The following is a 14,990-nucleotide window of genomic DNA, read 5'->3' on the forward strand; positions in this document are numbered from 1 at the left end:
GGCCCCACCGTGGATGCCATCCACCCGCAACGCCCTCGACGTACAACCCGGTCAAGAACAGGCGCCGCCGCCGCGACCGCCGCGCTGCTCACCCTGGGCACGCTGTCGGCCGGTGCCCTTCCCGCCCAGGCCGGCCCGGCCACCGCGTCCGCGACGGCGGCACCGGCTCCCCCGGACCACCCCGCGACACCGGTCGAGCTGACCGGTCCCGGCCTGACGGTCCAGGTGGCCAAGGAGTTCCCGCAGGTCATCTCGTACACGATGGGCGGCAGAACGCTCGGCGGCCAGGCTCGGGCCCTGGACACCTTCGTCGTCAACGGCACGGCGCACACCGCCACCACGACCATGACGGCGCGCGGCAACCAGGCCGTCTACACCTCGGTCTTCGCCGATCTGCCGGACCTCACCATCACCTCGACGATCACGGTGACCGACGAGCGGACCGTCGTCTTCGCGGTGAAGAGCATCGAGGGCGCCGCCGCGTCCACCGTCGACCAGCTGTCGATCCCCGACCAGTCACTCGTCTCCGCCGACTCCTCCTCCCCGCAAACAACCCTGGCCCGTACGAAGATCTCGACGAACTCGACCACCACAGCCGACGAGTTCGTCCCGATCACCGCCGCCACGGCCCCCGACAAGGCCGCCGTCGGCACGCCGTACGGCTTCGTGAGCAACGGCGATCTGGCGGGCGGCGTCATCACCAACGCCACCGACGACTCCGCGCAGGACAACAACGACAACTGGAACACCCGCCTCCAGTCGCGGATCGTGGACGCGGGCAACGGCGCCCGGCGCGCGGAGCTGTCGGCCGGCACGTACACCTACGCGCCCCGGGGCGCCACCGACCCGCGGGTGAGGACGTACGCCCTGCCCAAGGCGACCGTCGTACTCGCCGCGGACGCCAACGGGAACGGCCGGGTGGACTGGCAGGACGGCGCCATCGCCTACCGCGACCACATGCCCCGGCCACTCGGCGCGGAGCGGGTGCCCGAGCGCGTCGTGCAGCACATCCCGTTCAACTTCGCCAGCCAGGCGACCAATCCGTTCCTCAAGACGCTCGACAACGTCAAACGCGTCTCGATGGCCACCGACGACCTCGGCCAGTGGGTCCTGGAGAAGGGCTACGCGAGCGAGGGCCACGACTCGGCCCACCCGGACTACGGCGGCAACTACAACACCCGGGCCGGCGGGCTCGGCGACCTGAACAAGCTCACCAAGGCCGGTGCCGAGTACAACTCCGACTTCGCCGTGCACGTGAACGCCACCGAGGCGTACCCGCAGGCGAAGAACTTCAGTGAGGCCCTGGTCAAGGGCCAGGTCAACGGCTGGAACTGGCTGAACCAGTCGTACCACATCGACCAGCGCGCCGACCTGGGCTCCGGAGCCGTCCTCGACCGGTTCGAGCAGCTGCGCCGCGAGGCCCCGGGCGTCAAGGGCCTCTACATAGACGTCTACTACTCCAGCGGCTGGCTGGCCGACTCGCTGGCGGCGCGGCTGCGGACGATGGGCTTCGAGGTCGCGACCGAGTGGGCCTACAAGTTCGAGGGCACGTCGACCTGGTCCCACTGGGCGAGCGACAAGGGCTACGGCGGCGCCACCAACAAGGGCATCAACTCCAACATCGTCCGGTTCATCGCCAACTCCGACCGCGACGTGTGGAACGTGGACCCGCTGCTCGGCGGGGCCAGCGTCAGGGAGTTCGAGGGCTGGACCGGCCACGACGACTTCAACGCCTTCTACCGGAACATCTGGACCGACAACCTGCCGACCAAGTTCCTCCAGCACTACCAGGTCATGAACTGGGACTTCGGCAAGTCCGCCACCCTCACCGGCGGCGTCCGGGTCGCGATGGCCGACGGCAAGCGCCAGGTGTCGATGGACGGCACGGTCGTGCTCGACGGCGACACCTATCTGCTGCCCTGGGGCGAGGCGAAGGGCGGCAACGGCACCTCCTCGCCGAGCCGGGCCGACAAGATGTACTACTACAGCGCCTCCGGCGGCACCCGCACCTTCGACCTGACCCGGCAGTTCGCCTCCACCCGCAACTTCACGCTGTACAAGCTCACCGACCAGGGCCGGGTGAAGGCCGCCCAGGTGAAGGCCCAGGACGGGCGGGTGACGCTCACCGGCGACAAGGACCAGCCCTACGTCCTGGTGCCGAACGGGAACCAGGCCCCGCACCGCGACGCGCACTACGGCGAGGGCACCGGCCTGGCCGACCCCGGCTTCAACGCCGGTGACCTGGACGCCTGGAACCCGCGGGGCGGGGCGGCGGTCGCGCGCAGCGCCACCGGTGACAACGTCGCGCGGCTCGGCGCCGGCGAGTCCGGCATCTCCCAGCAGGTCAAGGATCTCAAGCCGGGCCGGCGGTACACGCTGAGCGCCCATGTCGAGGTCGCCGCCGGGCAGCGCCGCGCCGTCACACTGGGTGTGACCGGCGACGGGGTGAAGGCGCACAACGGTTTCGACACCACCCCGCTGCGGAACACCATGGCCGCCGACTCCAAGCAGGGCACCTACGCGCAGCGCGCGTCCGTCGCCTTCACCGCGCCCGCCGACGGCGAGGTCACCGTGGCGATCGGAGCGGCCGCCGGGGACGCGGCGGTCACCCTCGACGACGTGCGGATCATGGCCGACACCTCCACGCCGCTGCCGCGGGGCGCGAACGGCCCGTCCGGCGGCACCGTGGTCGCCCACGACGACTTCGAGGGCAACCAGCCCGGCTGGGGACCGTTCGTGAAGGGCGACGCGGGCGGCTCCACCGACCCGCGCACCAGCATCAGCGACCTGCACGCCCCGTACAGCCAGAAGACCTGGAAGAACACCTACTCGCCCTACGCCTCGGGCGCCCTCAAGGGCCAGGCGGTGGACGACGTCATCGGCGGGAAGCACTCGCTGAAGGCCCACGAGGAGAACACGGGACTGGTGTACCGGACGGTCCCCGCCACGGTGCCGTTCGTCGCCGGGCACAAGTACGCGGTCTCGTTCCGCTACCAGACCAACGTCGAAGGCCAGTGGGCCTGGGTGACGGGAGCGGACCGGGTCGGCGACGGCAAGGTGGTCTCGAAGGACATCACCCGCGAGACGCTCGCCCCCGCGCTGGACACCGCGACCTACTCCAAGGAGATCGTCGCCGGCTGCGGCGACACCTGGGTCGGCCTGCGCAAGCTCGGCGGCGCGGCCGGTACGGACTTCGTCCTCGACGACTTCCGCGTGACCGACCTCGGCCCGGTGAGCGGCGGCGCCGCCTGCGCGAGCGTGACCACCCCGGCCGGCGCCGACCTGAGCCCGGGTGTGCCGGGCGAGTACGTCACGACATTCACCAACAACGAGCAGAGCGACGTCACGAACGTCGCCCTGCGGCTCGACGGCCTGCCCGACGGCTGGACCGCGATGGTCGAGAAGCGCGACGGCAACCTCTTCGAGAGCGTGAAGCCGGGCGCGACCGTGAGCACCACCTGGATCCTCACGCCGCCGGCGAGCGCCGCGGGGACGTCGGCGACCTGGAAGGCGACGGCCGTCTACGCCGACTCCGGCGTCACCAAGACGGTGTCGGCGGACGCCAGGGCGACGGTCTCGACCGTGCCGGTCCTCTCGCCCGGCTCGATGACGGCGACCGCGGACTCGGAGAACCTCTCCTCGGGACCGGCGGAGGGCCCGGTGTCGAACGTGCTGGACGGTGACGCGGGCACCATCTGGCACACCGACTACAGCCACGGGAACGCGCCGTACCCGCACTGGGTGACGCTGAAGCCGGCCGGTCCGGCCGACGTGAACGGCTTCGGCTACCTCGACCGGCAGAGCGGCGGTCAGAACGGCCGTGTGGCGGACTACGAGGTGGCCGTCTCCGACGACGGCCGCACCTGGACCACGGTGGCCAGGGGCACCCTCGTCGACTCGCCGCAGATGCAGCGGATCTCCTTCCCCTCGGTGCGCGCCTCCTACGTGAGGTTCACCGCGCTGAACGCTCTCAACGGCCAGCCGTTCGCGGCCGCCGCCGAGATGCGCGTGTACGGCACTCCGGTGGACCTGCCCACCGGGTACCCGCCGGCCGACCGGCCGTAGCGGCCGTAACGGCACCACCCGCCTGCCGCCATCGGTGTGTTCACCACCGGTGGCGGCGGGCCCGTCTACGGGACGTGCCGGGCCGGCCCGGTGGCCACGTGGAGCAGGGACTCCAGGGGGCCGCGCCGGAACAGCCTGGTCCATGCCGTGGCCAGCAGCACGGCGGCGGCGATGAAGGCGAGGAGCACCGGAAGCGCGGACATGCCGTCGTCGTCGATCGCGGCCACGTGCCAGACGTCGGAGAGCAGCCACAGGGCGACGATGTGCAGGACGTACACGGTCAGCGCGGTCATGCCGACCGCGGCGACGGGCCTGGCCGCGCGCGTGAACCGTGGCAGCCGGTCGGCGACGGTCAGGCACACGGCCATCACGGCCAGGGCCACGCCCGTGTTGCCGAGGATGGAGAACGTCGTCTCACTGTGCGGTGCGGCCACCAGCAGCCAGGCGGGCGGGATGTGGTGCCCGGTGTCGCCGACCCGGTCGGACCACCACGCCGAGTTCGCCGCGCCCCCGTCCGTGGCGGCCGAGATGGCCGACAGGGCGCGCGGGACCAGGCGCAGGGCCAGCCAGGAGCCGCCGTAACCGAGCAGGACGAGGGCGCCGCCGGCGGCGGCCAGCCGGGACCGGACGCCGGGCCGGGTGAGGTCGAGCCGGGCCACCGCCATGCCCGCGATCAGGTACGGCACCCAGGCGAGGACCGGATACCCCCCGGTGAACAGCAGTTCGATGACGCCGTTCGTGCCGGTGATCCGGGCCAGCGGATCCCGGGCGACGACCGCGTCCGCCCAGTGCCCCTCCTCGATCGACGTCCGCACCACGTAGAGGATCTGCGGCAGGACCAGCGCACCGGCGGCGGCAATGAGCGCCAGCGCCCCGGCCCGCAGCCGGTACAGCGGCAGGACGGCCAGGAAGAGCAGTCCGTAGAAGCTGAGGATCACCTCGACGCCGGTGTCGAGGGCGGTCAGGGCGTAGCCGAGCGGGACGAGCACGGCGGAGCGGATCATGATCCTGGCCATCGCCTGACGGCCGGCCCGCCCGGTCCGGGGGCGCGGCCGGCCGGTCAGGATGATCAACGAGAAGCCGGCCAGCAGCGCGAAGAGCGCGGACGACCGGCCCCGTGCCGCCTCCAGCAGGAACCCCACCGGTCCGCCCACGGTCACGTCGGGGCCGACATGGGCGGAGTACATGCCGAAGACCGCGAGTCCGCGGGCCAGGTCGATGCCGATCATCCGTCCCGTCGACGGGGGCCCGGCGGGCGTGGCGGTGGGCTCGGTCCCCGGCCCGGACGGCGCCTGTGACGGCACGGTCGACGATGCGTTCTGCGTCATGTCATCAGACTCTGCCAAATACCCGGCACAACGTACATGTCTCCTTTCCGGAAGCACCCGGCTGGTCGGCCGGAGGAGCCCGGGTCCGCGAGCGGGCGGACACCCCGCGTGATGCCGACATCCGCAAACACGCGCCCGGCGCCAGGGCGACCGTCCGCGTCCAGCACACAGCGGCGGCACCCTGCGCGCCACGGTCGCCAACACCGCCCCCACCCGGCCCGCCCTCCCGCTGCCCAGCGCCCGCCACGGCCTGGCGGGACTGCGCCGGCACGCCGAACTCCTCGGCGGCACCGTCACCTCCGGGCCCACGGCCGACGGGGGCTACGAACTCCTCCTGGAACTGCCGACCGGCGACCCGTCGTGACCACCCGCGGCGAACGGACCGCGACGGCGAAGCCGTCGGACGGCATGGCCTCACGCGGCCCGGGCGCCGGCCCCGAGTGCCCTGGCCGGCATGGAGAGTTCGGACAGGTGGTCGTCCTCGCTCAGGAACTCCTTCCCGACGGTGCCGGGACCCGCGTCCGACCGGGTGAACACATCGGTGTGCGGGCTGCGTCCGCCGCACGTCTCCAGGAACAGCGTCACGGTCGGCTCGCTCGTGTCGCACCATGCGCGGTGCAGGGTGCGCGCGGGAAGGGCGCAGGAGGAGCCCGCGGCGTACCGGGCGGTGCGGAGCGACCGCAGCCGCGCCGGTCCCACGGCGGTGAGCTGCCCGTGCGCGTCGTGTTCCGACAGTGATTGGCCTTGATCCGCCGTGCGGTGTTCGCGGTGTCCCCGGGCGCGGCCGGAGTCGAGGTGTGCAGGACGTACTCGATGGGTGTGGGCCGTCCTGTCCCCCGAAGACGCACCCGCGCAGCGACAGCGCCAGGACAGACCCGGGATGCCCGGTTGGTCGTCCGCCGGGACGGCTGTCCCGCACCGTCAGGACCTCCATCGCACATATGACTTGAAGGCCGGGCCGGGCAGCCGGGCGGCGAGGCGGTCCTGGCTGTGGCGGGACAGGCCGGCGAACGCGCAGCCGATCGCCGGGGCGGCGAGGAGCGCGATGAGGACGGCGACCAGTGCCGCGTCGAGCGCGCTCTCCCTCTGGTAGCCGCCGATGATCAGGGAGCGGACCCGGATCCGTCCTCCCGCCTCGCCCTCCGCCCAGTGCAGGACCGCGGCCGTGTCGACGAGGCTTCCGTCCTCGGCGACGAACGACCCGGAGCAGGCCATGCTCTTGCCTCCCCTGCCGCCCTCCTCCCGATGGCACTCGCGGGCCGTGAACATGCCCGGGGTGCCCGCCCATCCCACCGCGGAGGCGGCCACCGTGCCCAGCAGCACGATGCCGGTCAGGAACACGGCGGACCCGCACCACCACACGAGCCGCCGGAGCGGGGCGGCCGCGGACGCGTCCGCTCGATCGGCCAGTTTCCGCAGGGTCCGCTGCCGGTCCGTGCCGATGCCCCATCCGGCACCCCCCGGGACGCCGGGCGCGCGGTACGTGCGCGCGCCACCGGCCGCGGCCCTGCGGCGCCGCGCTCTCCGGCGCAGCGCCGACCTGTTGCGTGACCTCGCCACACCTGCCTCCCGCCCGACCGCGGCGTCGCCGCCGGCACGCCGGCTTCGTCGTCGACATCGGCCCGGCATCGTCGCCCGTCTCAGAGGCGACTGTACGTCTCGATGTCCTCGGTGAACTCCTCGATCGCTCGCGCGGTGAGCGTGGGCCGGGTGTCGGCTATGGCGTCGAGGTAGTCCTCGGTGGTGGCCGGACGGCCCTGCCGATGCGTGACCTCGCGTTCGAACGCCGCCTGCGCGCCCTTGCGGGCGGCGAACTCGATGTCGGCCGGGGTGAACAGCTCGCTGGCGGCGACCAGTTGTGCCACGTCCACCGAGTCGGCGGCCCGGAGATAGCGGTCCCAGATCGCCGAGCGGGCCGTCGCGTCGGGGGGTCCGATCGGGATGACGTAGTCGAACCGGCCCGGCCGCAGGAACGCCGGGTCGAGGGAGCGCACCGAGTTCGTGGCGCAGGCCAGCAGCCGGGAGTCGTGCTCGCGGAAGCCGGGTATGAGCTTCAGCAGTTCGTTGGTCACCCCGTGCCCCGGGTCCACCGCCATGCCGGATCGCACACCGGCGATCTCCTCGACCTCGTCGATGAACAGCAGCACCGAGTCCAGTTCCGCCAGATCGGCGAACACCACCCGCAGCGCCGCAGCCAGCCCCTCGCTCGTGTCGGCGGCGAGCCGGGACGGGAAGAGTTCCACGAACGGCCAGCCGAGCCGCGAGGCCACCGCCTTGGCGAAACTGGTCTTCCCGGTGCCGGGCGGGCCGAAGAGGATGACCCCTTTCGGCGGGGCGACGCCGTAGCGGTCGGCGAGCGTCGGCTCCGCCAGGGGGAGCACGACACGCCGTTCGACGACCTGCTTCTCCCGTTCCATGCCGGCCATGCCGTCCCAGAGCCCCTCGGGAAGCATGCGACCGCCCAGTTCCGTGAGGGCGCCGGCGTTGGAGGGGCCCTGCGGTTCGAGTTTCTCGTAGTAGACCAGGTCGTCCCGGAGCCGGTAGCCGCAGTGTTCCAGGGCCGTGGTTCCGGCGGCACCGGGGGGCAGCAGGGCGCTGATGCGACGCACGCCCAGTGCCCTCAGACGCCGTTCCAGCTCGGTGAGGAGGGCGCTCCCGATGCCGCGCCGACGCCACCGGGCGGCGAGCGCCACCAGGAGGACCCATCCCCGCTGGCCGCTCGCCCGTGCCGCGGCCATGCCCACCAGTTCGTCACCCACGACGGCGACCACGGCGTTCTGTCCGGCCCGGGCCTCGGCCATCACCTCCGAGACCGGGAAGACCGGATCCTCGTTGGCCTGCCGGCTCTCCTCCCAGATCAGGATCGCCTGGTCAAGATCGTCGTCGCGATAGTCGCGCAGGTGCCATGGGGGCATCGCAACCACCTCACCGCTCCCGGCAGTCCATTGTCTCCGCCGGGGCGCCGGGCGGCGAGCCATGCAGGCCGGGGTGGGTGCGACACGCACTGGTACGCACCCTTCCCGGTTCGTCAGCTTCGCGAGCTCGAGGCGAGGTGGGCGAACACGACCACGTTCTCCTGGTAGCCCCCCTTGGCACGGTCGAATTTCCCGCCGCAGGTGATCAGCCGCAGCTGGGGAGTCGCGGTGTCCGCGTAGACCCTGTCGTCGGGGAAGTGCGCCTTGCTGAAGGCGTCGATGGAGTCGACCTTGAAGCGGGCGACGGTGCCGTCCGCGCGGGTGATGTTCACGACGGCTCCGGGTTCGAGCGAGTCCAGCTCGGCGAAGACCGCGGGACCGGTCTTGGTGTCCAGATGACCGACGACGACCGAGGCTCCGCGCTCGCCGGGCGACGGCCCGCCCTTGAACCATCCGACCAGGTTGGTGTTCTCGGCCGGCGGCGAATTCAGTTGTCCCGAGGCGTTGACGGACAGTTTGGTGAACGGCGCGTCCACCCCGATGTCCGGGATCGAGATCCGTGTCGGTGCCGAGCGGGGCAACGACTTGCCGGCTTTGGTGCCGGACTTGGTGCCGGTCCTGGCGTGCGTTCCGGGGTCGGTCGTCGTGCCGGTCCTGGGATCGATCGTGGAGCCGGTCCTGGGATCGGCCGTCGAGCCGGTCCTGGGACCGCTCGTCGAGCCGGCCTTGGGCTCGGCCCTCGTGCCGGTGTCGACGCTCGGCTCCGGAGACATGGGAGCCAGGGAGGTGACCGCCGCCGGACGGTTCGTGTGCGTGGGGTGCGCCACGGGCGCGGCGACCAGGGAGTTGTGAATGAGAGCGATGCCCAGCCCGACCGCTGCCGCGGGCCACAGCAGGCGGAGCCGAAAACGACGCCTGGCGGGCTTGATCCCGCTCTGCTCCGTCTGGGGCGGCTGCTGAGAAGCCATGGACGGTGCCTTTCGTCAAGAGGTGGTACTGGCCGCGGGCGACGGTTGGGGTCGGCCGCCGCTGCCGCGGCCCGCGCTGCCCTCCTGGGGAGGTGACGCGGACCGCGGCAGCCCAGCGACAAGCAAGAGCAGCCCGATCAGGCCGCGGAGGGGTCCGACGCCTGACGGCGGCGGAGCATGTACGCACCGGCGCCCAGGCCGCCGAGCAGCAGCGCGGCACCCGCCCCGAGGCCCAGGGTGTTGGAGGACTGGGCCAGCCCGCCACCGCCGGCGTGCACGCCGCCGTGCAGCCGGCCCTCACGGCCCTCGCCACCGCCCTTGCCGCCCTTGTCACGGCCCTCGCGACCCTCGCCACGGTCCTCGCCGCCGTCGTCACGGCCCTCGCGACCCTCGTCACGGTCACCGCGCTCGTCCTCGTCACGACCACCGCGCTCGCTGTCGGCCTTCAACATGGCCAGGGCTCCGCCACCGGCGTGCACGCCACCGTGCGGCCGGCCCTTACGACCCTCACGGCAACCGTCGTCGCAACCCTCGCCACGGCCCTTGCCGCCCTTGTCACGGCCCTCGCGACCCTCTTCACGGTCACCGCGCTCGTCCTCGTCACGACCACCGCGCTCGCTGTCGGCCTTCAACATGGCCAGGGCTCCGCCACCGGCGTGCACGCCACCGTGCGGCCGGCCCTCACGGCCCTCGCCACCGCCCTTGCCGCCCTTGCCGCCCTTGTCACGGCCCTCGCGACCCTCGCCACGGTCCTCGCCGCCGTTGTCACGGCCCTCGCCGCCCTTGTCGCCGTAGTCGCGGCCCTCGTCGCCGTTGTCGCGGCCTTCGTCGTCGCCGCGGCCCTCGCTCTTCTGGCCCTCGTCGCTGTCGTTGTCGTCGGAGTCCTCGCCGCCGGAGTCGTCGGCCTTGACGGCCTGCTGCTGCGAGGAGGGGAGCGCGGTCAGGGTCAGCGCGCTCACAGCAGGGGCGGAGAACGCCACAGCCGCGGCCAGGGCCGCGGAGGTGAACAGAGTACGGGTGATACGCATGGGTGTTCCTTCCGTCACGACTGCGAGAGCCGGCCCAACGCCCACTCAATCGGGAATCGCAGCCGCGACGTGATCACCTTCAGCGGAATCCTGACGCCCCACCACCTGAGCGTCGCATTCGGACTACTGACGCCCTCTCCATACCTCCGCACGAGGGAACGAGGGCGTTCTTGGCCGCGGCTGCCCCTCGCTAGGTCGGGAAGGGCCCAATCCCGTTGTCCGGGTCGGTCTCCCGTTCTCCGGAGCCGTCCGCGGGCCGGCCGCGGGCCGAACGAAGCCGTGCGGGGGTCAGCGGCCCGTGCCGACCATCCATATGGCCCACAGCCGATCAATGACAGCCCGTTTTCAGCGTCGAACAGCCATCCGTCTTTGGTAAACCCGCGCACTGAATACGCAAAGAGGACACAAAGATTCATGAAACCACACAAAGACGCGACGGTCGCGCATCACCGCACGTGAGTCACGCGTTCGGAACAACGGCGGGGACGGAATCGGCACCCGATTGTCGTACGGCGTGTGTCGAAGTGTCCCCGAAGTCGTGGGCACGCCTGCACAGATGGGTCACCGGTGCGGTCAACCCCCCTCATGCGCCGTACCGGTTGAGTGGAGACCCCGGCCTGCCCCGTGCTTGGATCCTTCGCGTCGCGGGGGTGATCCAGTCGCGACCCGCACCCTGTCCCCAGCGGGTCGGCCCCCGTCGGCGGACATCGGTACGAAGGGAAGTTTCATGAACACCGCTCCCCGGATCCAGACGGCCGAGATCTCCGAGGCCGCGCTCGACGACATCTCCGGCGGCCTGAGCCCGCACGCCGGCATCGCCGTCGGCCCCACGGAGGTCAGCGACTCGGACCTGCTGGGCCAGGTCGCCGCCACCGGCGAACAGGTCCTCGGCACCGTCGGCCAGTACCGTCAGGCGAGCGTCAGCGTCTCCTTCTGAGCCGCACTGACGAGCACTGACCAGCACTGACCAGCACTGACCAGTGCTGACCGACACGGATCGACACCGGCCCGCGCCATGGACCGGTCTCTCCCGGCGGGAACGGGTGACACCTGCGCCCGCCGGGCACGTCGGACCCGCCTCCGGGCCGCGGTTCGGATCGCGCTTCCGGACCGTGGTTCCGGACCGTGGTTCCGGACCGTGGTTCCGGACCGTGGTTCCGGACCGCTCAGGGGGCTCTGCCCGCCCCTCGAGGAGTATAATTTTCATCATCTGATGAATTACTGCTCTCCTGAGAGGCAGGGCCGTGATGGAGCGGACCACATGTTGTGTGGTGGGGGGCGGTCCCGCGGGCATGGTGTTCGCCCTGCTGCTGGCCCGGTCGGGCGTCCCCGTGACCGTGCTGGAACAGCACGGCGACTTCCTGCGCGACTTCCGCGGCGACACCGTGCACCCCTCGACCTTGGCGTTGCTGGACGACCTGGGACTGGCCGAGCGCTTCGCGCGGCTGCCCCAGCGCCGGGTGCGCACCGTCCAACTGCCCGCCGGACCCGGCCGGTCGATGGTGACGGTGGCGGACCTCGCGGCGCTTCCCGGCCCGTACAACTACGTCGCGATGGTGCCCCAGTGGGACCTGCTCGACCTCCTCGTGGACGAGGCCCGACGCGAGCCGTCCTTCGACGTGCGCATGAACACCGAGGCGACCTCCTTCCTGATCGAGCACGGACGGGTCACCGGGGTGCGCTACCGCACCTCCGACGGCCGCACCGGTGAACTGCGCGCGGTCCTCACGGTCGCCTGCGACGGCCGCGGCTCACTGGCCCGCTCGCGGCCGGAACTGGGGCTGCGCCGCTTCGACTGCCCGATGGACGCCTGGTGGTTCCGGCTGCCGCGGCACGACGGCGACCCGAGCGGACTGGTCGGCGGCGCGGGCGACCGCATCCTGACGGCGATGATCGACCGCGGGTCGTACTGGCAGTGCGCCGCGCTCATTCCCAAGGGCACCGACGCCGAGCGCCGCGCCGCCGGCCTCGACCGCTTCCTGGCCGACTTCACCACCGCCGTGCCCTGGGTCGCGGACCGCACGCACACCCTGCGCTCCTGGGACGAGGTCAAGCTCCTGGACGTGCGGCTGGACAGGCTGCGCCGCTGGCACCGGCCGGGGCTGCTGTGCATCGGCGACGCGGCGCACGCGATGTCCCCGGTCTTCGGCATCGGCATCAACCTCGCCGTGGAGGACGCCGTCGCCGCCGCCCGGCACCTGGTCGAGCCGCTGCGCCGAGGGACCGTGGGCCTGCGCGACGTACGCGCCGTGCAGCGCCGCCGCCGTCCCACCACCGTCGTGACGCAGGGGCTGCAACGGGCCGCCCACGCCGGATTCATCGCGCCCGTCCTGCGGGGGCGGCAACCCCTCGGCAGCGCCGACCGGGCCCGGCGCACCGCCGGCCTGCTCACCGGATCCCGGCTGGTCCGGCGGCTGCCCGCGTACTTCCTCGCCTACGGCGCGCTGCGCGAGCGCCCACCGGAGAGCGCCGTCCGCCGGCTCGGGCGGCCGTAAGACCGGGCCGTAAGACCGGAAGACCCGACGGCGGCTCGGCAGGACCGGCACCGATGGATTCGGGGCGGGGCCTCTCAGCCGGTGCCGTCGCGCAGTGCCTGGTGGATCTCCCGCAGCGAGCCGGTCAGCCGGGCGTAGTCGTCGCCCGCCACCGGTGTGACGAAGTAGCGCTCGACGACGTCCGCGTGCACGGCCGCGGCCCGGAGGAAGACGGCACGGCCCTGTTCGGTCGGCTCCACCAGGACGCTTCTGCGGTCCTCGGGGGACGGCACGCGCCGGACCAGGCCGGCCTCCTCCATACGGTCCACCAGGCGGGTGATGCCGCTGCTGGTGAGGGTGAGGTCGGTGGCGAGCACACGCTGCGAGACCTCCTCGTCCGGCTGCCGGCAGAGCCGTATGAGGACCTCGAACATCGTGTGGCCGATCCCGCACTCATGACGCAGAGCGGTGTCGATCCGCTGCTCCAGGCGGGTGGCGGCCTTGATCAGCAGGCCGAAGTCGTGCACGAGCGGACTGTTCGCGGCACGGGCGGCCTCGTCGTCCTGCCGGGTCGTGTCATTCACCTGCCTGACGTCCTCTCCCACTTCGGCGCTGCGCGGTCCCGTCCCGCCTACTTTACTGCCGAATCACCTACCGACAACTCAATCACTGAGCAATCAATTGCTGATCAGTCAACGAAGTTCTATGGTGGCCGGGTCCGCACGAGAGCCGGAGAGAGGGAGAGCAGTGGACCTGCAGCACTGGCTCGGCCGAGCCACCCAGGCGATACAGGAGTGGGCCGACACCTTCGCCCCCTACCAGCCGCACCCGTCGCTCCAGGTCGACGACGACCGGTTCGCCGCCGCCTTCGAGGAGTTCACCGGCCGGCTGAAGGACAACTACCCCTTCTTCCACCCGTCCTACGTGGGCCAGATGCTCAAGCCCCCGCACCCCGCGGCCGTGGCCGGCTACCTCACCGCCATGCTGATCAACCCCAACAACCACGCCCTGGACGGCGGTCCGGCCACCGCCCGCATGGAACGGGAGGCAGTCGCGCAACTCGCCGCGATGTTCGGCTACGACACCCACCTCGGCCACCTCACCACCAGCGGCACGATCGCCAACCTCGAAGCCCTCCATGTCGCCCGGGAACTCCACCCCGGGAGGGGCGTCGCCTACAGCGAGGACGCCCACTACACCCACGGCCGCATGTGCCGCGTCCTGGGCGTGGAGGGCCACTCCGTCCCCACCGACGACCGGGGCCGTATGGACCTCGGCGCGCTGGAGGACCTGCTGCGGACCGGCCGGGTGGGCACGGTGGTCGTCACCGCGGGCACCACGGGGCTCGGGGCCGTCGACCCGATCCACGACGCCGTACCCCTCGCGCGGCGTCACGGCGTCCGCGTCCACGTCGACGCCGCGTACGGCGGCTTCTTCACCCTGCTCGCGGGCGCCGACGGTGACGCGGGGCTGCCGCCCGAGCCGTGGCGGGCGATCGCCGGGTGCGACTCGGTCGTCGTCGACCCGCACAAGCACGGACTTCAGCCCTACGGCTGCGGTGCCGTCCTCTTCCGCGACCCGGAGGTGGGACGCTTCTATCTGCACGACTCCCCGTACACCTACTTCACCTCCGCCGAACTGCACCTCGGCGAGATCAGCCTGGAGTGCTCGCGCGCCGGCGCCTCGGCGGCCGCCCTGTGGCTCACGTTCCGGCTTCTCCCGCCCACGCCCGACGGTCTGGGCGGCGTCCTCGCGGCCGGCCGCCGGGCCGCGCTGAGGTGGGCGGACCTGATCGACGCCTCCGAGATCCTGGAGCTGTACCAGCGGCCCGAGTTGGACATCGTCACCTACTTCCCGGCGGTGGATCCCGCCACGCTGAGCGGCGTCGACGCCGCCTCCGCGCGCATCCTCGACGACGGCATGACCGGCCCCGACCCCGTGTTCCTGAGCACGCTGAGGGCAGGCCGTGAGGCGTTCACGGACCGCCACCCGAAGGTCACGGCGGACGCCGACGGCGCCCGCGTCCTGCGCAGCGTCCTGATGAAGCCGGAGTCCGAGCACCACGTGGAACACGTCCACGCCCGGGTGGAGCGGCTCGCCCGGTCGCGGTGACCGCCCGGAGCGGCCGCGACAGGCCCGCGCCCGGTGCGGAGCGCGGGCCCTCCCGCCCTCGCCTGGTCAGGGTCGCCGGGTGGTGCGACGCTAAGGGGGG

The 14,990-nt window shown here is 72.0% G+C and carries 11 protein-coding genes and 1 pseudogene; 5 read left to right on the plus strand and 7 right to left on the minus strand.

The window, feature by feature from the left end; translation table 11 throughout:
- Positions 1-9: 9 nt before the first annotated feature.
- Complete coding sequence (locus ACFY3J_RS24260; RefSeq protein ID WP_390841734.1) at positions 10-4,065, plus strand: endo-alpha-N-acetylgalactosaminidase family protein; 4,056 nt, start codon at positions 10-12, stop codon at positions 4,063-4,065.
- 65 nt (positions 4,066-4,130) lie between these two features.
- Here the strand turns inward: ACFY3J_RS24260 and ACFY3J_RS24265 are convergent, their stop codons facing one another.
- Complete coding sequence (locus ACFY3J_RS24265) at positions 4,131-5,393, minus strand: DUF418 domain-containing protein (protein WP_384178013.1); 1,263 nt, start codon at positions 5,391-5,393, stop codon at positions 4,131-4,133.
- Between the two features lie 116 nt (positions 5,394-5,509).
- On the opposite strand from ACFY3J_RS24265, the pseudogene ACFY3J_RS24270 reads away from it, so the two are divergent.
- Positions 5,510-5,757 (plus strand): annotated as a pseudogene (locus ACFY3J_RS24270) (two-component sensor histidine kinase); the annotation flags it as partial.
- Positions 5,758-5,807: 50 nt separating this feature from the next.
- Here ACFY3J_RS24270 and ACFY3J_RS24275 read toward each other — a convergent pair.
- The 5 genes from ACFY3J_RS24275 to ACFY3J_RS24295 form a co-directional block, all read right to left on the minus strand.
- Positions 5,808-6,092 carry a hypothetical protein gene (locus ACFY3J_RS24275; protein ID WP_384178010.1) on the minus strand — a complete coding sequence of 95 codons (285 nt, stop codon included), beginning with the start codon at positions 6,090-6,092 and terminating at the stop codon, positions 5,808-5,810.
- Between the two features lie 222 nt (positions 6,093-6,314).
- A complete protein-coding gene (locus ACFY3J_RS24280; protein ID WP_384178007.1) occupies positions 6,315-6,953 on the minus strand; it encodes a hypothetical protein in 639 nt (212 codons plus the stop codon).
- 80 nt (positions 6,954-7,033) lie between these two features.
- Complete coding sequence (locus ACFY3J_RS24285) at positions 7,034-8,308, minus strand: ATP-binding protein (protein ID WP_390841735.1); 1,275 nt, start codon at positions 8,306-8,308, stop codon at positions 7,034-7,036.
- Positions 8,309-8,421: 113 nt separating this feature from the next.
- Positions 8,422-9,276, minus strand: coding sequence for a class F sortase (locus ACFY3J_RS24290; protein ID WP_384178001.1), 855 nt, complete (start codon positions 9,274-9,276; stop codon positions 8,422-8,424).
- 137 nt (positions 9,277-9,413) lie between these two features.
- Positions 9,414-10,304 (minus strand): hypothetical protein, encoded by an 891-nt coding sequence (locus ACFY3J_RS24295; RefSeq protein WP_390841736.1) that lies wholly within the window; start codon positions 10,302-10,304, stop codon positions 9,414-9,416.
- A 727-nt stretch (positions 10,305-11,031) separates the two neighbouring features.
- Between ACFY3J_RS24295 and ACFY3J_RS24300 the strand changes: the two genes are divergently transcribed.
- Positions 11,032-11,241 (plus strand): hypothetical protein, encoded by a 210-nt coding sequence (locus ACFY3J_RS24300; protein WP_384177995.1) that lies wholly within the window; start codon positions 11,032-11,034, stop codon positions 11,239-11,241.
- A gap of 310 nt (positions 11,242-11,551) precedes the next feature.
- Positions 11,552-12,799, plus strand: a complete 1,248-nt coding sequence (locus tag ACFY3J_RS24305; RefSeq protein WP_390841737.1) for an FAD-dependent oxidoreductase — start codon at positions 11,552-11,554, stop codon at positions 12,797-12,799.
- 74 nt (positions 12,800-12,873) lie between these two features.
- On the opposite strand, the gene ACFY3J_RS24310 is transcribed toward ACFY3J_RS24305, so the two are convergent.
- Positions 12,874-13,362 carry a MarR family winged helix-turn-helix transcriptional regulator gene (locus ACFY3J_RS24310; RefSeq protein WP_384177989.1) on the minus strand — a complete coding sequence of 163 codons (489 nt, stop codon included), beginning with the start codon at positions 13,360-13,362 and terminating at the stop codon, positions 12,874-12,876.
- Between the two features lie 163 nt (positions 13,363-13,525).
- Here ACFY3J_RS24310 and ACFY3J_RS24315 point away from each other — a divergent pair, with 163 nt between their 5' ends.
- Positions 13,526-14,890, plus strand: coding sequence for a pyridoxal phosphate-dependent decarboxylase family protein (locus tag ACFY3J_RS24315; protein ID WP_384177986.1), 1,365 nt, complete (start codon positions 13,526-13,528; stop codon positions 14,888-14,890).
- Positions 14,891-14,990 lie beyond the last annotated feature (100 nt).

The sequence above is a fragment of the Streptomyces sp. NPDC001231 genome, from assembly GCF_042896885.1.
Lineage (GTDB): Bacteria > Actinomycetota > Actinomycetes > Streptomycetales > Streptomycetaceae > Streptomyces.

Excerpts from the sequence above, each read along its gene's own strand:
- ACFY3J_RS24295 (WP_390841736.1), bottom strand. The coding sequence starts at position 10,304 with ATGCGTATCACCCGTACTCTGTTCACCTCCGCGGCCCTGGCCGCGGCT.
- ACFY3J_RS24285 (WP_390841735.1), bottom strand. The coding sequence starts at position 8,308 with ATGCCCCCATGGCACCTGCGCGACTATCGCGACGACGATCTTGACCAG.
- ACFY3J_RS24290 (WP_384178001.1), bottom strand. The coding sequence starts at position 9,276 with ATGGCTTCTCAGCAGCCGCCCCAGACGGAGCAGAGCGGGATCAAGCCC.
- ACFY3J_RS24265 (WP_384178013.1), bottom strand. The coding sequence starts at position 5,393 with ATGACGCAGAACGCATCGTCGACCGTGCCGTCACAGGCGCCGTCCGGG.
- ACFY3J_RS24300 (WP_384177995.1), top strand. The coding sequence starts at position 11,032 with ATGAACACCGCTCCCCGGATCCAGACGGCCGAGATCTCCGAGGCCGCG.
- ACFY3J_RS24305 (WP_390841737.1), top strand. The coding sequence starts at position 11,552 with ATGGAGCGGACCACATGTTGTGTGGTGGGGGGCGGTCCCGCGGGCATG.